Source organism: uncultured Tateyamaria sp. (assembly GCF_947503415.1).
Taxonomy (GTDB): domain Bacteria; phylum Pseudomonadota; class Alphaproteobacteria; order Rhodobacterales; family Rhodobacteraceae; genus Tateyamaria.
Window position 1 is genome coordinate 35,834 of the sequence record NZ_CANNDS010000008.1, and the last position, 20,134, is coordinate 55,967.

The 20,134-nt window shown below is 63.5% G+C and carries 17 protein-coding genes; 9 read left to right on the forward strand and 8 right to left on the reverse strand.

Annotation, left to right across the window (positions count from 1 at the left end; genetic code table 11):
- Nucleotides 1-8 precede the first annotated feature (8 nt).
- Nucleotides 9-1,067 carry an NAD-dependent epimerase/dehydratase family protein gene (locus Q1A32_RS23235; protein WP_299658235.1) on the forward strand — a complete coding sequence of 353 codons (1,059 nt, stop codon included), beginning with the start codon at nt 9-11 and terminating at the stop codon, nt 1,065-1,067.
- A gap of 661 nt (nt 1,068-1,728) precedes the next feature.
- On the opposite strand, the gene Q1A32_RS23240 is transcribed toward Q1A32_RS23235, so the two are convergent.
- From Q1A32_RS23240 to Q1A32_RS23250, 3 genes are all read right to left on the reverse strand, one after another.
- Complete coding sequence (locus tag Q1A32_RS23240) at nt 1,729-2,769, reverse strand: DUF2793 domain-containing protein (RefSeq protein ID WP_299658237.1); 1,041 nt, start codon at nt 2,767-2,769, stop codon at nt 1,729-1,731.
- A 313-nt stretch (nt 2,770-3,082) separates the two neighbouring features.
- Nucleotides 3,083-3,622, reverse strand: coding sequence for a GNAT family N-acetyltransferase (locus Q1A32_RS23245; RefSeq protein ID WP_299658239.1), 540 nt, complete (start codon nt 3,620-3,622; stop codon nt 3,083-3,085).
- 69 nt (nt 3,623-3,691) lie between these two features.
- Nucleotides 3,692-4,708, reverse strand: coding sequence for a replication initiator protein A (locus Q1A32_RS23250; RefSeq protein WP_299658241.1), 1,017 nt, complete (start codon nt 4,706-4,708; stop codon nt 3,692-3,694).
- Between the two features lie 407 nt (nt 4,709-5,115).
- On the opposite strand from Q1A32_RS23250, the gene Q1A32_RS23255 reads away from it, so the two are divergent.
- Both Q1A32_RS23255 and Q1A32_RS23260 read left to right on the forward strand, forming a co-directional pair.
- The gene (locus Q1A32_RS23255) at nt 5,116-6,498 is read left to right on the forward strand and encodes an AAA family ATPase (protein WP_299658242.1); all 1,383 of its coding nucleotides are present in this window, start codon (nt 5,116-5,118) and stop codon (nt 6,496-6,498) included.
- Nucleotides 6,499-6,526: 28 nt separating this feature from the next.
- Nucleotides 6,527-7,579 (forward strand): ParB N-terminal domain-containing protein, encoded by a 1,053-nt coding sequence (locus Q1A32_RS23260; protein WP_299658245.1) that lies wholly within the window; start codon nt 6,527-6,529, stop codon nt 7,577-7,579.
- Between the two features lie 38 nt (nt 7,580-7,617).
- On the opposite strand, the gene rfbA is transcribed toward Q1A32_RS23260, so the two are convergent.
- The 3 genes from rfbA to rfbB are packed head-to-tail and all read right to left on the reverse strand — an operon-like array spanning nt 7,618 to nt 10,375.
- Complete coding sequence (rfbA, locus tag Q1A32_RS23265) at nt 7,618-8,490, reverse strand: glucose-1-phosphate thymidylyltransferase RfbA (protein WP_299658247.1); 873 nt, start codon at nt 8,488-8,490, stop codon at nt 7,618-7,620.
- A complete protein-coding gene (gene rfbD / locus Q1A32_RS23270) occupies nt 8,487-9,332 on the reverse strand; it encodes a dTDP-4-dehydrorhamnose reductase (protein WP_299658249.1) in 846 nt (281 codons plus the stop codon). The genes rfbA and rfbD overlap by 4 nt, the downstream gene beginning before the upstream one ends.
- Nucleotides 9,329-10,375 carry a dTDP-glucose 4,6-dehydratase gene (gene rfbB / locus Q1A32_RS23275; RefSeq protein WP_299658251.1) on the reverse strand — a complete coding sequence of 349 codons (1,047 nt, stop codon included), beginning with the start codon at nt 10,373-10,375 and terminating at the stop codon, nt 9,329-9,331. The genes rfbD and rfbB overlap by 4 nt, the downstream gene beginning before the upstream one ends.
- Before the next feature lie 186 nt (nt 10,376-10,561).
- Between rfbB and Q1A32_RS23280 the strand changes: the two genes are divergently transcribed.
- A complete protein-coding gene (locus tag Q1A32_RS23280) occupies nt 10,562-10,774 on the forward strand; it encodes a hypothetical protein (protein ID WP_299658253.1) in 213 nt (70 codons plus the stop codon).
- On the opposite strand, the gene rfbC is transcribed toward Q1A32_RS23280, so the two are convergent.
- Nucleotides 10,748-11,293 carry a dTDP-4-dehydrorhamnose 3,5-epimerase gene (gene rfbC, locus Q1A32_RS23285; RefSeq protein WP_299658255.1) on the reverse strand — a complete coding sequence of 182 codons (546 nt, stop codon included), beginning with the start codon at nt 11,291-11,293 and terminating at the stop codon, nt 10,748-10,750. The two genes, Q1A32_RS23280 and rfbC, sit on opposite strands and share 27 nt — an antisense overlap.
- A gap of 133 nt (nt 11,294-11,426) precedes the next feature.
- Here rfbC and Q1A32_RS23290 point away from each other — a divergent pair, with 133 nt between their 5' ends.
- The gene (locus Q1A32_RS23290) at nt 11,427-12,428 is read left to right on the forward strand and encodes a glycosyltransferase (protein WP_299658257.1); all 1,002 of its coding nucleotides are present in this window, start codon (nt 11,427-11,429) and stop codon (nt 12,426-12,428) included.
- 9 nt (nt 12,429-12,437) lie between these two features.
- On the opposite strand, the gene Q1A32_RS23295 is transcribed toward Q1A32_RS23290, so the two are convergent.
- Nucleotides 12,438-13,262, reverse strand: coding sequence for an ABC transporter permease (locus Q1A32_RS23295; protein ID WP_299658259.1), 825 nt, complete (start codon nt 13,260-13,262; stop codon nt 12,438-12,440).
- A gap of 93 nt (nt 13,263-13,355) precedes the next feature.
- Between Q1A32_RS23295 and Q1A32_RS23300 the strand changes: the two genes are divergently transcribed.
- The 4 genes from Q1A32_RS23300 to Q1A32_RS23315 all read left to right on the forward strand — a co-directional run.
- Nucleotides 13,356-14,795: a sugar transporter gene (locus Q1A32_RS23300; protein WP_299658261.1), complete on the forward strand. Its 1,440-nt coding sequence runs from the start codon at nt 13,356-13,358 to the stop codon at nt 14,793-14,795.
- Nucleotides 14,796-14,806: 11 nt separating this feature from the next.
- Nucleotides 14,807-15,460, forward strand: coding sequence for an ABC transporter ATP-binding protein (locus tag Q1A32_RS23305; protein ID WP_299615973.1), 654 nt, complete (start codon nt 14,807-14,809; stop codon nt 15,458-15,460).
- Nucleotides 15,461-15,621: 161 nt separating this feature from the next.
- Nucleotides 15,622-18,480: a hypothetical protein gene (locus Q1A32_RS23310; protein WP_299658263.1), complete on the forward strand. Its 2,859-nt coding sequence runs from the start codon at nt 15,622-15,624 to the stop codon at nt 18,478-18,480.
- A 95-nt stretch (nt 18,481-18,575) separates the two neighbouring features.
- Nucleotides 18,576-20,134 (forward strand): calcium-binding protein (locus Q1A32_RS23315; protein WP_369427639.1); only part of this gene is annotated, 1,559 nt, incomplete at its 3' end.

The window sequence follows — 20,134 nt, forward strand, 5'->3', positions numbered from 1 at the left end:
GCCGTCACTTGCTCCGTATCAGAGACCTTCCCCTGCCCCCCCTATTGTCCACACCCCGCCGCATCCTGGTGACCGGCACCGCCGGATTCATCGGCTTTCACCTGGCCAGACTGCTTCTGGCCGAGGGCCATGTCGTGCACGGCTTTGACGGCATGACCGATTACTATGACGTGTCCCTGAAACGGGCCCGCCACGCCGCCTTGCTGCAAAACCAGCATTTCGCCGTGACCGAAGGCCTGCTCGAAGACCAGCCGCTGCTGGACCGGACCGCAGACGCGTTCCAGCCCGACATCATCGTGCATCTGGCCGGACAGGCCGGGGTGCGCCACAGCCTTGAGGCACCCCGCGCCTATATCGACAGCAATGTCATGGGCAGCTTCAACGTGATCGAGGCCGCCCGGCGGCACGGCGTGGCCCACCTGCTCATTGCGTCCTCGTCCTCGGTCTACGGGGCCAACACATCCATGCCCTTTGCCGAGGTCGACAAGGCCGACACCCAGCTGACGATCTACGGGGCCACCAAGAAGGCGGGCGAAAGCATGGCCCACGCCTATGCCCACCTGCACGACCTGCCCACGACCATGTTCCGGTTTTTCACCGTTTACGGGCCATGGGGGCGGCCCGATCTGGCGTTTTTCAAATTCGCCGACGCGATCCTCGATGGGCGGCCCATCGACATCTACAACCACGGCCAGATGTATCGCGACTTTACCTATGTGGACGATCTGGTGCGGGGCATCCGGCTCCTGATCGACGCGGTGCCGCAGCGCCCCGACAGCCCGGAAGATATCGCGGCAGGAGACTCGCTCAGCCCCGTGGCCCCCTACCGCATCGTCAATATCGGCAACTCGACCAAGGTCCGGCTTCTGGATTTCATCGACGCGCTCGAAACCAGCCTGGGCCAAAAGGCGGTGCGCAATTACATGGGCATGCAGCCCGGCGATCTGGAAGCGACATGGGCCAATGCGGACCTGTTGCGCCAATTGACCGGGTATCAACCCCAGACCGACGTGCAGACCGGCATCGATGCCTTCGTGCGCTGGTTCAGAGACTATTACGACAAATAGAGACGGCGACGCCCCGTCTTGCGCGCACTGACCGGACCGGGATCAGAAACGGCTGTGCGGACGGAGCGGTTATTCGTTATTGTCACCTGTCCGCTTCGGAGCTCCGCCAGTGATGCGCTTAACGAGTGAAACAGGCAAAACAATTATTGCGATGGAGACGACAAGGATCGCCCCAAACACATGATGCAACTTGTTGCCAGCTCTCCAAAACCCATGGGCTAGTGCCGAAACAGCTATCAAGAAGCTCGCCATCAGATTTCGCACGAATTCAGTCCTGTATACGCTTAGGCACTTTGACAATACCTCAGCAATCAAATCTGCACAAAAGGCTCCTAGCTGACATTCACCTCCTGGCACTGCGCGATGCCGATACTGCGCGTCCTGGCCCGGAGCCAAGCGCGCAGCGCGCCGGGCCGCGCCCGACCTCCCCCCGGGAGGGCGCATGACACCGTTGGCGCGCAGAACGACCGTCGCAGGCAAATACGAACCATAAATCACACCGCTCGACGTGCGGACGCCCGCCCGAGGTCGGGCACGGCCCTCTGTCTGTCTGGGATTCGATGACCACGCAGGGCTCAATCCAGCCAGTCCCCCAAAAGCACCTCGGCACGTCCCGAAGGTCAATCTGGCCTCGACCCATCGGCACAACGCCCTGATCCCGTCAGTCGAACATCACGTAAATCGTGCCCACCAGTTTCGACGCACCTTGCGTGCCCGAACAGACCAGCGACAGCGCCGTGCCCGCAGGGATGACACGCGGGGCGGCCGAGAAATCGGCCACAGCCGTTTCGACATCCCCCGATCCGGAATAGTTCAGCGACACCCGGAACGCGGGATCGGTCACGTCGTCCAGCGCCAGATCAAAACTTGTCAGCCCGCCCGATCCGCTGCGGATGGACAGGGTCGTGGCCACGACGCGCGCGTCGAACGGCACAACCGGGCCCGCCGTATCCGTGGCCCCATTTCCAAAGGACATGTTCATGCCGGCCGACACAGTGCTGTTGCGCTCTGCCACAAAGGCCACGACCTGACCGCCCATCGGCCCCGCCGCGGATCCCGTGCCCGCGATCCCGTTGGGAAAGCGCACCGCCCCGCTGGCCGCATCGACCACAAGGCCGTCATGGAAGGTGGTGCCATCCGCCGACACCTTGACCGAGAAATCATCATTGCCCGCACAACCCATTTCGGCCCGGCCCGACCAGTTGGTCTGAAACAGCAGGGAATTGGTGTCGGATATCCCGGCCTTGTTGACCTTGAGCTGATGGCCACCCCCCGCATGGGTCAGCAGCGACGCATCCGACGACACGGCAAAGCGGTTGAGGTCATCCGCAGCCGTGCCGATGCCCAGCTCCGCAAAGCTGCCAACCGCGGATTGCCAGTCGCCCCCGCGGTGGACCAGCAGGGCAGTTGTCTCGATATCCCAGGCCAGCCAGCCCTCTTGCGGCGCGATGAAGTGCCAATAGGTCCCGACCCATTGCGCCAGCATGCCGGCCTGACCGGCCCAGTCCCCCGTCGGGGCAGGCCCCAGCGCATAGATCTCTCCCTCGGCGGGCAGGGCGGGTGGGGTTGCAGCGCCATGTGCGCTCACCACCAGCTGCGTGATGCCATCCAGCAGAACAAGCGCTTCGTTGTGGGTGACATGCTTTTGCGCCTGCGAGGGCATAATCACAGGCAGGCCCAGGCGGGCGGTCGTGTCGGGCATGGGGAAAGGTCCTTGCGTGAGGATCGGATCGACACGTGTTTTATGAACAGAGCGTTAACGACCGCTCAGCAAAGCGCGCGGTGGGTTAACGGATGGTTCAGCTTTGGGGTGGGCAAGGAAGAGGGACACGGCCCCCACGGCAGCCGTGCCGCGTCAGACCGCGGTCTGGCCCCTCTCCGCAGATTTAAATCGCCTTGACCCCGTGCACACAGGCGGCGCGCCATGTCTCGGGCGCGAACCACAGGTCTCGGAATACCTGAGACGTCGAAAATCACGTCACGCGTTGAACTCCACGAGTCAGGCCGCAGGTGCTTCAGGTCCTGTCAAAAGCCCCATGGCTGTCCATCCTGTGCACCCACACCTCCGCCTCCGCGTCATGGGCGGCCCGTGTTCCGTCCGTGACGGCGCCCAGCCTTCTTGCCACAGCCTGTGACCGCGTATTGTCGATGTCTATATAGCTGTAGAGCCGCTCCAGCCCCAGATCCTCAGAGGCCCATGTCTTGACGGCCATCGCGGCTTCCGTGGCAAAGCCCTGTCCCTCCGCGCCTTCAAACAGATGCCATGCCAGCTCTGTGTCCGGCCACCCCGCATGCTTGATCAAACCCACCCGGCCGATCGCATCCCCCGTCCGCTGGTCCACAACCATAAAGAAGCCGAAGCCGTGCCAGTGCCAGTGGCCAATGCCGCTCAGAAACCCGAACCAGGCCTGCTCCGCCGAGATCGTCTCGCCCTGCGCTTTCATCGACGGGGCACTGGTCATGAAACGGGTGAAGGCGGGTAAATCCTCCCGCTCGGGTCCCCGCAAAACCAACCGCCCGGTCGTCAGCCTGGGCGCGGTTGAGAGATTTTGCATGCGCCGCCTTTCCATTCGCCCCCTCGGGGTTCAGCCCGGGTCGGCATCCCCTGAACATCGCGCTCAAACTCACCGCTTCGCAGCCACCCCCGCCTGCGACTTGACCCAGCCCAGGAACGCGCGGTCCGGATCGCTCAGGCGCGGACGACCACTGTCGATCCAGAACCCCTGCCAGGCCGCCTCCAGCGCATAGACATCCGCCCCCGGTGCCAGCGCGCGGGCCGCCTCAAGGACCTCCGTGCCCAGCACAGGCCCCTCGCCCACCGCCAGCACCTGTGCCTCCCGGCGCACCAGCACCAGATCGCCCGGCAATTCACTCAGCGTATAATCGGGCAAAAGATCATCCTGCATCATCCGCCGCACGGCGGCCCGGAACACGCGCAGGGGGGCCGCCGATCCGGCCTTCTTGTGCAGGGTCGTCACGCTCACCCGCCATTCAGGCTGCCGCCCGCAATGCTTGCGCGCCAATTCATAGATCCGCCGCTCCAGCGGTTTGCGCAGGGCAAAGTATTCACGGTTCAGCGTCAGCACCGATTTCGACTGCACGGCGCGGAATATCCACTCGCTCAAGGTGACCATGACGCTGACCATGCGCCCGCCCCTGCCCCCGGCTGCGGGCGCCTTGCGCACGATCTCCCAGCTTTCGATCAGGCCGAAGCCTTGGGTGACCTCGACGCCGCCCGTGCTCAGATTGGTGGTGATGCGGGTGCCCGCCAACCGCTCGAACGCATCGCGCAGCCGCCCGTAGCCGTCGCCCGACGTGTCGCGCCGCGTGGCCACCAGCAGGTCATGCGCCTTGATCTGCAAGGTGCGCGAAATGGTGCGGCCCGCATTCAGCGCCGCCATCAACTGGCTGATGCAATAGATCAGGATGTCCTTGTCATGGATCGTCGCGCGGCCCCGCACGCTTGGGGTCACATCCACCTGCACGTCATTGTGGGTATAGGACAGGATGCGCCGGTCAGGCCGCGTGCTCAGCGAAAAGATCGGATGCTCCATCGTGCCCAGATCATCCTTGGGACTGGCATCGAAAATATCGCACACGAAAAATGCGCTGCCGCCCCTCTTTGCGATTGCCTCTGACATGGCTGCCCTGCCCGTGTTGCCGGCGCTGTGATCCAGCGCCCGAATCTGCCCCCTGTTCTTCGGGGTTTCAGTGACGCTGACCCTAAAGTTATCCACAGGATGCGTCCAGCACCGCTTCGGCGGATCAGAGTCGCTTCAGCGGGGGTTCAGAGTCAGTCTTTCGGGGGATCAGAGTCACTGCATCCCAAAATCCATGGATCAATCCCTTGATTCAAAGGCAAAATCACACACGCACCAGATCCCGTAACGAATAAATAACAACAAACTAACTGAAAAAAGCGATCAGCACGGTTGCCAGCGCCCTCATATGCTTAGAAAAATAGGGGAAACAGACATCTCTGTTGCACGATTTGTTCCATGTTGCGCTTTTTGTGGTATAAGGGCCAAAACAAGGAACATGAGCAGAGATGACCGGACGCACCCCAAGCGACCCGCCCCCCTATTTCAACATTGATCCGGACACGGCGGCAAGCCATCTGGGCACGCCCAGCACAACAGATGCGTTTGGCGCATTGGCCAAGGCCTGTGCCGCAGGGCGCAGCGATCTGGCCAGCCGGGGTCTGCAGGAAAACGGGCAACGACAGCTGCGCCTGTTCTCCACCTGGGAGATCACCAAATACCTCATCCCCATCGCCACCGGCCATTTCCGCCGCGTGCTGCGCCAGAACCCCGACCTGCCCCAGGGCACGTCCGAGACCGAAGGCGGCGCCAAGTGGTTCACCCTCGACGAGGTGCTGCGCCTGCGCGCCCATTTCGGACAGGAAGGGTCAAAGGCCAAGGAATACCTGCCCTACCGCCCCGAAGGACAGCCCGCGAAAATCACCGCCGTCGCCAACTTCAAGGGCGGCGTGGGCAAGACCTCGATGGCGGCCCATCTGGCCATGTCGGCGGCCCTTGATGGCTACAAGGTGCTGGTGGTCGATCTGGACAGCCAAGGCTCCATGACCTCGATCTTTGGCGGGCAGGTGGCGGATGAATGGCAAACCGTCTTTCCCCTGATGGCCCGGCACTACGCCCAGCATCTGCGCGGCGAAAACCAGCGCCGCATCGACCGGAACGAAGCCCCCCTGCCCCTCGACGACACGCTGACCGAGGCGCTGAAGACCAACGCCGCCGATCTGGTCCAGAACACCCACTGGCCCAATATCGACCTGATCGGCGCGCAGCTGAACCTCTACTGGGCCGAATTCCAGATCCCCGTCTGGCGCATGCAGGCGCGGGGCTGGAAGCTGTGGGACGCGCTCACCGACAGCTTTGAACAGGACGGGCTGCTGGACCAATACGATGTCATCCTGCTCGATACGCCCCCGGCCCTTGGATACCTGACGATCAACGGGCTGGCGGCGGCCGACATCCTGCTGGTGCCCATGGGGGCGTCTTTCCTCGAATTTGACAGCACGGGCCGCTTCTTTGACATGCTGCACGCCACGTTTGGGTCCATCGAAGAGGCCGAGAATATGGCCGCCCGCGCCCTGGGCCGGGACGAGATGGCGTTCCAGTGGGATGCGGTCCGCGCCGTCGTCACCCGCTATGACGGGGCGCAACAGGCCGAACTTGCGGCTCTAATGCAGGCTTATTTGGGTGAAACGCTGTCTCCGCACCGGCAAGGGTTTACCGCGCTGATCGGTCAGGCCGGTGAAAAGGTCCAAGGCATTTACGAGGCCGATTACCGCGACTTCAACCGCGAAACCTATGCGCGTGGGCGCGAAACCTTTGACGCCACCTATGCCGCGTTCAAGCAATTGCTGATCGGCAGCTGGCGGCGCGACGCACAAGAGGACGCGGCATGACCCGCGCCCCCGGAAAGGGAGGACCAACATGGCCAAACGCAAACGCCTGACGCCCGCCAATCCCGCCTTCATGGGCCAGCCCACCACGCCCGGTTCTGCGGGGCAGCCCACCACGCCCGGTTCTGCGGGCGATACCCCCCTGCCCGGCTCCGGCCTGCGTCCACCCATTGCCGACGTGGCCTCTGATGCCGCCGCCACTTCCGCCCTGCGCGACGTGAGTGCGGCCATGACAGAGGCGCGCGAAACGGGGCGCATGGTGGCCCAGATCCCGCTGGATCAGATCAAGCTCGACTATCTGGTGCGCGACCGCGTCGCCGCCGACGATGCCGAGATGGACGCTCTTGTCACCTCGATCCGTGACCGCGGCCAGCAGACCCCGATCGAAGTGGTGGAACTGGCCCCCGGCGCTTACGGGCTGATCTCGGGCTGGCGGCGCTGTCAGGCCCTGCAACGCATCGCCAGCGACAGTGCCGACCCCGTGCAGGCACTGGCGCTCCTGCGGCGGCCAGAGACGGCTTCGGACGCCTATCTCGCCATGGTCGAGGAAAACGAGATCCGCGTGGGCCTGAGCTACTTTGAACGGGCGCGCATCGTGGTCAAAGCCGTGGAACAGGGCGTGTTCGAGGATCAGAAACAGGCGCTGCGCGGCCTCTTTGGCACCGCCTCGCGCGCCAAACGGTCCAAGATCGGCTCCTTTGTCGACATCGTGCAGGCGCTGGATGAGGTGCTGGCCCATCCCCACCGCATTGGCGAACGGCAGGGCCTCATGCTGGCCAAGCGGCTTGAGGATGAACCGACCTTTCCCCGCACCCTGATCCGGCTTCTGTCCATACAACCCGACCGATCCGCCGAGACGGAACAGGCGTTGCTGTCAGACCTTCTGGCCAAGGGCCCGAAGTCTCTGGAACCCGCGGAAACAGTCCCTAAAAAGGCAAAAACGGCCCAGATGACCGAACGCGAGTTGCGCCCCGGCGTAAAGGTCAGCGTCGACCGCGTCAGCGGGTCCATCCAGATCTCGGGCCATGCCGTGACGCCGGATTTGCGCGACCGCCTGTTCGAATGGCTGGAACGCGAAAGCTGATCAAAAGGGGCGAATGTTTCGCGCGCGAAACATTTGGCTCAGCGCAGCAGGTCCAGCAGATATTGCCCATAAGATGTCTTGGCCAATGTCTTGGCACGGTCCTGCAGCTCCGCATCACTGATCCACCCCTTGGACCACGCGATCTCTTCGGGGCTGCCCACCTGCAGGCCCTGCCGCTCCGACAGGGTTCGCACGAAGTTGCCCGCATCCAGCAGGCTCGCATGGGTGCCGGTGTCCAGCCACGCATAGCCCCGCCCCATCTGCTGCACATGCAGTTGCTTGTCGTCCAGATAGCTTTCCAAAAGCGCCGTGATCTCCAGCTCGCCCCGCTCTGACGGGGTGACGGCACGGGCGCGCTGGGGTGCTGTGCCATCCAGGAAATACAGCCCCGTCACCGCATAGTTCGACGGCGGCACCTCGGGTTTTTCGATGATCTGGCGCACCGTGCCATCGGTGTCAAAATCCACCACACCATAGCGTTCCGGATCGCCCACCCGGTAGGCAAAGACAGTGCCGCCGGTGTCCAGATCATCCGCTGCCGCCAGCTGTTCCGGCAGGCCATGACCGAAAAAGATGTTGTCCCCCAGCACCATGGCCGAAGGCGCGCCGTCCAGAAATTCCTCGGCCAGGATATAGGCTTGGGCAAGCCCATCCGGGCTGGGCTGCACGATGTAGGTGAACGACAGCCCCCATTGGCTGCCATCCCCCAAAGCCCGCTGGAACTGGGCCTGATCTTCGGGGGTGGTGATGATCGCGATCTCGCGCAGACCCGCCAGCATGAGGGCCGACAGCGGGTAATAGATCATCGGCTTGTCATAGATCGGCACCAGCTGTTTCGACAGGCCAATGGTGATGGGATAGAGGCGCGTGCCCGACCCCCCGGCCAGAATGATGCCTTTGCGTGCGGTCATGGCAGAAGCTCCTTGATCACTTGGGCCAGATCGTCCCGCCAGTCAGGCGGGGTGATGCCAAAGTCTTGGGTCAATGTGGTGCAGTCCAGTTCGGAATTCAGCGGGCGTTTGGCCGGGGTCGGATAGTCTTTGGTGGCGATCTCGGTCACCTCGACCGACCGTCCGGCCAGCGCAAATGTTTCGCGCGCGAAACGCGCCCATGTGGTGGTGGGCTGGCCCGCGTAATGCCACGTGCCGCTGAAGTTTCCGTCATCCTGCATGGCCTTTGCCATGGTCAAAAGTGCGGCGGCGATGCCCCGTGCAGGGGTTGGCCCACCGCGCTGATCGCCCACGATGCTCAGGGCGCTGCGGGTTTCGGACAGGCGCAGCATGGTCTTGACGAAATTCGCCCCATCCGCGGAAAACACCCACGCCGTGCGCAGGATGGCGTGCTGCCCCCCTGCGGCGCGCACCGCCTCTTCCCCGGCCAGCTTGGTGCGGCCATAGGCGTTCTGCGGGGCCACCGGCGCGTCGGGGCTCCAGGCCCCCTGCCCGTCCCCGTCAAAGACGTAATCGGTCGAGATATGCAGGAACGGAATGCCCAGATCAGCGCACGTCCGGGCCATGGCACCGGGGGCGTCGGCATTGATCTGATGGGCCAGCGCCTCTTCCTCTTCGGCGCGGTCCACGGCCGTGTAGGCGGCAGCGTTGATGACGGCCCGAGGGGCATGCTGGCGGATCTGGTCGGCGCAGGCGTCGGGGTCGGTCAGGTCGGCCACGTCCCGGCCAAGGGCGGTCACGGGGGCCGCCCGCACAAGGGCGCGCGCCACCTGCCCTGTCTGGCCAAAGACCAGCACTGTCATGTGCCGGTTCCCAACCGGTCACCCACCCCGTCGCGGGCTTGCAGTGCCTGCCACCAGGCGGTGTTGTCCAGATACCAGCGCACGGTGAGCTCCAGCCCCTCGTCCAGCGTGACAGAGGGGCGCCAGCCCAGTTCCTCGCGCAGGCGGGTGGGGTCAATGGCATAGCGCGCATCATGGCCGGGCCGGTCGGTGACAAAGGTGATCAGATCGGCATAGGGCGCGCCGTCCGCGCGGGGCTGCAACCGGTCCAGAATGGCGCACAAGCTGCGCACCAGTTCCAGATTGCTGCGCTCGTTCTCGCCCCCGATATTGTAGCTGCGCCCCACCTGCCCCTTTTGCAGCACCAGCAAAAGCGCGTCGGCGTGATCCTCGACAAAAAGCCAGTCGCGCACGTTCGACCCGTCGCCATAGATGGGCAACGGCTTGCCCGCCAGCGCGTTCAGGATCACTACCGGGATCAGCTTTTCGGGGAAATGATAGGGGCCGTAATTGTTCGAACAATTGGTCAGCACCACGGGCAGGCCATAGGTCTCGTGCCAGGCGCGGACCAGATGGTCGCTGGCGGCCTTGGACGCGGAATAGGGACTGCGCGGATCATACGGCGTGTCTTCGGTGAACAGCCCCGTCTCGCCGAGGCTGCCAAATACCTCATCGGTGGAGATATGATGGAAGCGGAACGTGCCGGGGCGCCCCTGGGCCTGCCACTGGCTTCGGGCGGCTTCCAGCAATGTGTAGGTGCCGGTGATATTCGTCTCTATAAAGGCCGCAGGGCCATCAATGGACCGGTCCACATGGGATTCCGCGGCCAGATGCATGATGGCATCGGGGGCATGGGCGGCCAGCACACGGTCAAGGGCGGCCCGGTCGCGAATGTCGACCTGTTCGAAATGATAGGCGGGGTGATCCGAAACGTCGGCCACATTGTCGAGGCAGGCCGCATAGGTCAGCGCATCAAGGTTGATCACCTCATGACCCGCTGCAATGGCCTGACGCACAACGGCCGATCCAATGAAGCCGGCGCCACCCGTGATAAGAAGTTTCATTTTGTGTCCAATACTTTGAGCCTGTGATTATCAATCTGTGCAGATCGGGTAAATGGGGTCCAGACCGGCACATGCAGACCGGACGGATTGGGGGCTTTACTTCCATGCTGTCATGGCGGTGTAGTCTGGCCCTGAAACCGGGCGGTGCGGCGCGCCCGAAGACTGCCAATCAGAGAGAGTGCCACAGTGATCAAATGTATTATGGAAGATGGCCGGGTCCGGTATTTTGCACTGCATGTCGTGCAGGGGATCGACATCGTCGACAATGACGAAATGGTTCTGATGTACCGGCGCCCGAACGGGCAAATGGCCAGCCCCCGCATTCGCGACTTCATGATCCTGGAGGCCGGGACATGGGTCACGGCACTGACGTCAGAACGGCGTGTCGAAGGCGGATAAGGGCGGGGCCGCTGCGTCCTTGTCGCTGAGCAGGGGGGCGGCCCCCTCAAGGCCCCAGTCAATGCCGCAGCTGTCCCAGTGCACGGCCCCGTCGGCAGCGGGCGCATAGCCGTGCGAGCATTTGTAGATCACCTCGGTCTCGGGTTCGCGGGTGACAAAGCCGTGCAGGAACCCTTCGGGGATCAGCAATTGCCGCCCGTTGTCAAAGCTGAGGTCGACACCGACCCACTGGCCATAGGTGGAAGAGCCGCGGCGGATGTCGACGGCCACGTCAAAAAGCCTGCCGCGCCCGCAGCGCACCAGCTTGGCCTGGGCATGGGGCGGGGCCTGAAAATGCAGACCGCGCAGCGTGCCGGGCGTCAGGGACATCGAATGGTTGTCCTGCACGAAATCATAGTTCAGCCCGGCCTGTGCCATCCGGTCCCGGTTCCAGCTTTCGCTGAAAAACCCGCGCCCGTCCTGATGGCGCGCAGGGGTCAGGATGACGACACCTTCAAGCGCTGTCTGTTCGATTTGCATGGACCCTGTGCCCTTTCCGTTTTCCCCCTACAGGACATGGCATGATCGTGCCCGTTGGAAAAGGGGGGCGGGTTTGACAAGCGTGCGGGACTGTGGCCTTTGCTGGGACCGTATGACGGGAATGGAGAGCGGTGTGACCGAGCAGGACACCGACGGGCGTCGGTTGGTGGCAGTTGTGGTCACGCATGACCGGCTGGCGCAATTGCAGGTGACCCTGTCGCGGTTGCTGCAAAGCCCCAAGGGCCAGCTGCAGGGTGTTGTGGTGGTCGACAACCAGTCCAGTGACGGCACGGCGGACTGGCTGGCCGCGCAGGCCGATCCGCGTCTGACCGTGCATCGCAGCGTCACCAACCGGGGCGGGGCAGGCGGGTTCGAAGCGGGCATGCGCCTTGCCATGGACCGGTTCGACCCCGATTGGCTGGTTGTGATGGATGATGATGCGCGCCCGCAGCCAGAGGCGCTGGCCGCCTTTCACGCCCTTGATCTTGATGCCTGCGAGGCGGTCTCTGCCGCCGTGTATTTCCCCACCGGCCAGATCTGCGACATGAACCGCCCCTCGCGGAACCCGTTCTGGCATGGGCAGGAGTTTTTGCGCACGCTGCGCCATGGGCGGGGCGGATTTCACCTTGGCCCGGCGCATTACGAGGCGGGGCAGGGCCTTGAGGTCGATGTCACCTCTTTCGTGGGCTTCTTCATTTCGCGCCGTGGGGTGGAGCTGGCCGGATACCCGGACCCGTCCCTGTTTCTATATGCCGATGACGGGCTGTATACGCTGCGTCTGCGGCAGGCGGGGGGGCGCATCCTGTTTCAGCCCAAGGTGCGGTTCGAGCATGATTGTTCCACCTTTGGCGCCCGTCAGCGGGGCCGCTTTCAGCCCCTGTGGAAGGTCTATTACTACCACCGCAACCTGTTGATGCTGTACCGGTTGGCGGCGGGGTGGCTGTTTGTGCCGGTGCTTTTGATCATCGTGCCCAAGTGGTTGCTGAAGGCGCGTGCCCATGACGGGGAGCGGGCCCGCTTCATGGGGCTGATGCTGCGCGCCGTGCGCGACGGCATCCTGGCCCGGACAGGGGTGGAGCATGCGGTTGTCCGCCGTTGGGCAGGGTCTTCAAATGTTTCGCGCGCGAAACATTAGAGTCTGTTCCTAGCTTTCCAGAATGGTCCGGTGGTGCCGGTGCAGCAGCAGCATGCCGATGGCCGCGGTCCCCAGACTGCTGGCCAGCACAAAGGGAAGCGAGACGTAATCCGGCACATATGTCGGATATATCCCGGACCGCATGATCCCGGAGATATGGATCAGGGGATTGTACCACAGCACGGCCTGCACAGTGCGGGGCAGGTCTTCGAGGATGTAGAAGATGGCCGATGCCAGAAACAGGGGCCGGGTCACGATGGACCAGATCAGGTCCCATGTCGGATACAGCCCCGACAGGGCGCAATTCATCACCCCGACCCCAAATCCAAACAGCACCGCCAGCCCGAGGCTGAGAAGGACCGGCCCGATATCGATCGTGGTCCGTGTCTGCAGCAGGGAAAAGATGATGAACAGGATGATGATGCTGACCATGATGCTTGTCAGCGCATTGAGAATGAGCCGCGCCAGCACCGCATCGATCCATGTAACGGCCGGATAGAACAGCAGGGGTCTGGAAAACTGGATCCCCCGCGAGACCGTGAGCGAAATCTGCTGGTACATGTTGAAGGTCAGGTAGCCCGAGGCATAGAACAGGATGAAATTGTTGCCCAAGGACGGGGCACGCACCAGCAGGGAAAAGCCGAAGGACAGCAGCAGGATCGCGCCCAGCGGTTCGACAACCGCCCAGACATAGCCCCCCGGCGACCGGCCGTAACGCGTGGACATTTCCCGCAATATCAAGGCGGTAATCGTCCGCAGGCTGCCAAATGACCGGCGGCTCCGGGTGGCATCCGGGCGCTGAGAGGCAGGAGGTGGCGCGTAATCAACGGTCATCCGAAATGTTATTGCCTTGCTGGAAGTTGGTCTGGATCTTGAGTAAGAAAGGCCGAAAGGCTTTTCAAGCATCCAGTTGCGGGGCACGGGACCATGAGCGGGTCGGACAAGGTGGTTGATATGCCTGCAGGGCAGGACGCCGACCGGGCAGGGCGGAAGCCCCGGACATTCCGGCTCGGAGGGGGCGACCCGGATATTCCAATGGACCATGATCCTTCTTCACACCCGGCCTCTCCTGCGTCGCAGGGAATGGGTGCACGGGGTGCGGGGCCGCAGGGTCCCGGACCAAGGCCGGGCGCACCACAGCAGACCGAAACGGTCTTCCGGCCCGGAGAGATGCAGTCCGATGTGATGCCGCGCCGGGTGATCGACCAGTCCGTGCGGGAGCAGTCCAATGCAGGGGTCGCCCCGCCCGCCCATCTGCGGCGCCACCACTGGGGCGTGTTCTTTGCGATGATGCTTGTGGTCATCCTGCCGCTTCTGGGCACGGTCGGCTATCTGTTCGGCGTGGCCAAGGACCAGTACGGCTCTGTCACGGCCTTTACCGTGCGCCAGGACGAGGGCGGCAGCGCCAGCGACCTGCTGGGCGGGCTGGACCTGTTTGCCGGGGCGGGGGGCTCGTCCGACACCGATATCCTGTTTGAATACATCCAGAGCCAGGAACTGGTGGAGATCATCGACGCGCGGCTGGATCTGCGCAGCCATTACGAACAGCATTGGGATGTCGACAAGGTCTTTTCCCTGTGGCCGGAGGCCTCCATCGAGGATCTGGTCTGGTTCTGGAGCCGTGTGGTCCGCATTTCCTATGATCAGGCGGCGGGGCTGATGGAGATTGAGGTGCGCGCGTTCGATCCCGACTATGCGCAGGCCGTTGCGACGGAAATCGTGACCGAGAGCGAACGCATGATCAACGAGCTGTCCGCGACGGCGCGTGATGATGCGACCCGCTATGCGCAGGATGATCTGGACGAGGCGCTGGAGCGGCTCAAGACCGCGCGCGAGGCCCTGACCGCGTTTCGCACCCGGTCCCAGATTGTCGACCCGGAGGCCGATATCCAGGGCCGCATGGGCGTGATGAACAACCTGCAACAGCAACTGGCCGAGGCGCTGATCGAAGCGGACCTGCTGGCGCAGACCAGCAATGCGAACGACCCGCGCACCGCGCAGGCGCGCCGCCGCATCGAGGTGATCCGGGCCCGGATTGCCAGCGAGCGGCAGGCCTTTGCCCAGGGTGACGATGATGTCGGTGCGCTGGTGGGCGATTACCCGTCGCTGATCTCCGAATTCGAGCGGCTGACCGTGGATCGCGAATATGCCGAAGAGACCTATCGCGCGGCGCTGACCGCGCTGGATGTGGCGCGGGCCAACGGGATCCGGCGCAGCCGCTATCTGGCCACCTATATCGAGCCGACGGGGGCGGGCAGTTCGGAATATCCGCAGCGCTATATCCTGTCGGCCCTTGCGGGGCTGTTCCTGCTGCTGACATGGGCGATCCTGGCGTTGATCTACTACAGCCTGCGCGACCGGCGCTAGGACCCGGCCCTGTGATCCGTTTCGAGAACCTGACCAAGAGCTTCCGGGTGGATGGGGAACGCCGGGTGGTGATCGACAACCTGTCGCTGGAGCTGCCCACCGGCAAGTCCATTGCCCTGCTGGGCCGCAACGGGGCGGGCAAATCGACCCTGCTCAAGCTGATTGCAGGCACGATGCTGCCCGATTCCGGCCAGATCGTGTCGGATGGGACGATTTCCTGGCCCGTGGGCTTTGCCGGATCGTTTCACCCGGATCTGACCGGGGCCCAGAACGTGCGCTTCATTGCCCGGATCTATGGCGTGGACACCGAAAGCCTGATCGCCTTTGTCGAGGATTTCGCCGAGATCGGGCGCCATTTCCACATGCCGGTGCGCAGCTATTCGTCGGGCATGCGGTCGCGGCTGGCCTTTGGCGCGTCGATGGGGATCCGGTTCGACACCTATCTTGTCGACGAGGTCACAGCCGTCGGCGACCAGCAGTTCCGCCGCAAGAGCAAGGCTGTCTTCGGCGCGCGGATGCAGACCTCAAGCGCCATATTGGTGACCCACAACATGCCCGAAGTGCGCGAGTTCTGCGATGTGGGTCTGGTGCTGGATGACGGGGCCATCACCTATTTCGAGGATCTGGGTGCGGCCATTGCCTATCACAAGGAACTGATGGACTAGCCCTGTCGTCCGGGCCTGCGATCTGGGCCTGCGATCTGTCCCTGCGCCGCTGCTAAAATTTTCCACGAAGTGTTGGTTTAGTTCTTCATCTGGCCCCAAAGCCGACCGCCGTTTGCCGTGCCGCCCCCCCATCTTCCGCTTGAGTAACGAGTGGGGTTGTAATGGTTGCGTTGAGGGTAACCGGTTCTGTGGGCCAAGGGCTTGGACCGCTGGCGACGGGCGTTGATCACCTTGAGGTGATGGCAACGGCCGTGGGGCCGGCGGTTGTTGCATTGTCTGCAGCAGGCGGTGGTCTGGTGACGCTGACCTTTGGCGGGGCCGGTCAGGCTCAGATCGCGGATACACAGTCTCTAACACAGGCCTTTTGGGATCAATCGAACGGCAACCTGTCCCTGATCGACACCGGCGACACCGTCTTTGTCGCGGTGGGCAGCGAAGGCAACAACCGGCTTCTGGGCTTTGAGGTGGACGGGGCCAGCATCGGCCCTGCCGCAGCCCTTGAGGGCAATGGTCTCAGCGCGTCGCAGGATGCGGTGTATCAGGTCAGCGGCAATGGCTACCTGTTTTCGGCCGGAACCGACGGCACCCTGCGCTGTTTCCGGGCCGGGGACGAGAGCACCTTCAACGCAGGGCAGGTGACGCGGGACGAGGGCGATACCTTTCACGCCACACCCGGCGCCGTCGCGGCGCTGTCCTTCGGGGGCCACGATTTCCTGATCACGGCCTGTCTGGAAGACACCGGCATTTCCGTGTTCAAGGTCGACCCCAATTCGGGCCATGTGGCGCATGCCGGTGCCATCAGCACCGAAATGGGTCTGGGCCTGTTCGAGACGGCCGTCGACATGGAGACAGCCGTTGTGGGCGGGCAGGGCTTTGTTCTGGTCGTGACCCGGTCTGAGACCAGCGAAAGTGCCGCCCTGAGCGTCATTGCGGTGGATACGGACGGCCAGCCCCGGGTGACGGATCATATTCTGGACAACCAGCTCAGCCGGTTCGGATCGGCCACGGAGCTGGAAGTGGTCCACCATGACGGCTGGACCTATGTGCTGGCCTCTGGCGGCGATGATGGCATCAGCCTGTTTGCCCTTGGCCCGTTGGGACGGCTTGTGCATCTGGATACGCTGGAAAGCACCACGGGCGCGATGCTGGACAGCGTGTCGGGCATGGCTGCGGCCATTGCGCAGGATGGCAACCTGCAGGTCCTGCTGGCGCAGCACACCGCAACGGGCTTTGCCCAGCTTGAGGTCGATCTGGCCGGGCAGGGCGAGGTGCGTGTCGGCACGGGGGGCACCCTGTCGGGCACGGACCGCGATGACATGCTGGTGGGCTCTGCCGGGGCCGACGTGATCGAGGGCGGTGCGGGCAATGACATCCTCGAGGACGGGGCCGGGCAGGATGTGCTGCGCGGCGGCGCCGGGGCCAACACCTATGTGCTGGTGGGCGATGGCCAGCATGATGTGATCGACGGGTTTCGCGCAGGCGTGGACCGGATTGATCTGTCGGATGTCTCCTTTCTCTACAGCACGGATCAGATCGCATATTCCAGCCGGGCCTGGGGCGCGGTGATCACCTATCGCGGTGAAACGCTTGAGCTGCGCAGTGCCGATGGCGGCATGGTGTCGGAATGGCAGGTCATGGCCGCCATCGACTGGACCATCGACCGGCCCCTGCTGGTCTTGTCGGAGGCCGACCCGGACCCCGAACCCGAGCCTGAGCCCGAACCCCGGACGGAAGGCACCAATGGGGCCGACACGCTGGTGGGCGGTGCCGGCAATGACACGCTTCAGGCGTTTTCGGGCAACGACGTTCTGGACGCGGGGGCTGGCAACGACCTGATCGAGGGCGGAACGGGCAATGACACGATTTACGCAGGCACCGGGGCGGACACGGTGGTGGGCGACAGCGGCCGCAATCTGGTGTTCCTCGGCGCGGGCGCTGATCGCTTCGAAGGAGGCTCGGAAGCAGGCTCTAATCAGTCCGATACGATCTTTGGCGGGGACGGGGACGACACCCTGAGCAGCATTGCAGGCGGGGATGAGATGCACGGCGAGGCTGGCAATGATCTGCTTTATGGCAGCCTGGATGCTGACACGCTGTTTGGGGGCATAAATTTCGACACCATCCATGCCGGGGCCGGGAATGATGCCGCCTGGGGCGGGGACGGTCAGGACCTGATCTACCTCAACCAGGGCGATGACGTGTTCTTTGACAACGGTCAGGGGGGCGATCTGGGCCGGGACACGGTGTTCGGGGGCCTGGGCAATGACACCATCGAAGGCGGCAATGGCGACGACGAGTTCCACGGCCAGCGCGGCAATGACGTGATCAACGCACGGCTCGGCAATGACAATGTCTTTGGCGGCGGCGGCAGCGACACGATCAGCGCAGGTGACGGCAATGATGTCGTCTATGGCGGCAACGGGCGCGATCTGGTGTTTCTGAACGAGGGCGATGACGTGTTCTTTGACAACGGTCAGGGGGGCGAACTGGGCCGCGACACGGTGTTCGGAGGCCTGGGCAATGACACCATCGAGGGCGGCAATGGCGATGACGCATTTCACGGCGGCACGGGCAATGACGTGATCAACGCACGGCTCGGCAATGACAACATCTTTGGCGGCGACGGGTTCGACACGATCTTTGGCGGGGACGGGGATGACCTGATCTTTGGCGGCAACGGTCAGGACCGCATCTATATGGGCATGGGCAACGACCGCTATGTGGATACGGGGCAGGCCGGTGATCTGGGCCGGGACGGCATCAATGGCGGTGGGGGCGCGGACACATTTGTCTTCGGTGCGGTCATTTCCGAGGACACGATCTTTGATTTCGAAGTGGGCGTGGACACGCTGGAACTGGCGTCGGAGCTTGTGGGAGGGCGGACGGCCCAGCAGGTCGTGGACCAGATGTTCGAGCTGGGCGACGGGTACGCCTATTTCCGGGCCGGGGAAGGGCAGGGGATCTATCTCGACACTCTGTCGAACCTTGATGGCCTCGCCGGATCAATCGAGATCTTCTAGGCAGCGCGCAGTCTGAACCCCATGAAAAGGGGGCAGACTCACCGGGCCCGTATTGGGGGGTGCACGGAAGTTCTTTCTTGATTTACAAATGCTTCATGACAAGCAATCCCAGTACCGTATTCGAGCCGACCGAAGTAGGCGGCACCATTTCCACCATCAACAACGAAGCCGACATCGTCGTTCTGGCCAACGGCGATACGATTGTCGTCTGGACAGCGCGCCTTGCGGGGCGTGACTTTGTTTACATGCAGCGCTTTGATACCGAGGGCGTTGCGATTGGCAGCGCCGAAGAGCTTGGCGCTGGCGGGCAGGCCCAGATCGAACGGCTGGCCGATGGTGGGTTTGCGGTTGCATGGAACACCGGGTTCAACCTTGTCGGTCGGCGCTTTGACGCGGCAGGCACGGATATCACCGGCAGCATCGAAATCTTTCAGCCCCCGGACATTGACCTGCCACCCCCCGATCCGGGTGTACAGAGACTGTATATCGGCTTTACCGGGACGCTCGAGCAATTCGGCACCGAGATCTTTGGCGAGTATCTGATCGGTGAGGACAACCTGCCGGCATTCTCCAACAACACCGCCTATGAAGGGTTCGCGCTGAGCGCCCTGACGGGGGGTGGGTTTGTCCTGACGGGGAGTTTCTACCGGGGGCCGGATTCCGGTTTTGACATGTTCGCCATGGTCTATAGCGCGACGCCCGGAGAGTTGGTGCCCATTGCGGTGCGCTTGCCGGACGAGCTGCATCCGCTGGCCTCGGATCAGGACGAACAGCAACGTGCCCTTGCAACCGAGGCGCTGGCCGATGGCGGGTTTGTCCTGCTGTGGCGCAATGACGATGTCACCACCGGCGCACCGTCCGAGCTGCGTCTGCAGCGATTTGATGCCACCGGCGTGGCGCAGGGTGGCCCGCAGACCGTGGCCACCAATCCCGAGGGGATCTTTGACCCGGTGGTCACGCTTCTTGCGGATGGCGGATTTGTCGTGGGCTGGAGCGGGGCGGCCAATGATGCCGCCACGGGCGATTTCAGCAATGTGACGCTGCGCATCTACAATGCCGACGGCACGCCGCGCACGACAGAGTTCGTCGCCCATCCCTTGCCCGGTACGCATCTCAACCCGGCGGTGGTGGCCCTGGACGGGGGCGGGTTCATCGTCACGTGGAGCCAGTTCTTTGCCTCCACCGGGGAGTGGGAGGTGTTTGGCCGCGGCTACAACGCGGATGGAACGGTGATCCCGGCCCTGCAAAGCACCGGGATTTTTCCGCTGGGGCTGTCGCTGGGCCAAAGCTATGTGGATGCCGCCGTGGCTGTCACTGCGGACAACGAATTGCGGGTTGTCTGGACGGAGCAGGCGCTGTCGGTGCTGGGCAGCGAATCCATTTTCAACAATGTCGAGTTGATCGGGTTCGAGGCTCTGGTGGCCGCGCCCACCGGGCCGACCACGGGCGATGACCTGTTGATGGGCACGCCGGATGGCGACACGATTGATGGCCTTGCGGGCAACGACACGCTGAGCGGTGGCACCGGCAACGACGTGCTGTCTGGCGGTGCTGGCAATGACAGTATCTTCGGGGGCGATCAGGCCGACACGATCAGTGGCGGTGACGGCAACGACACGGTTGACGGCGGCAATGGGCGGGACAATGTGACCCT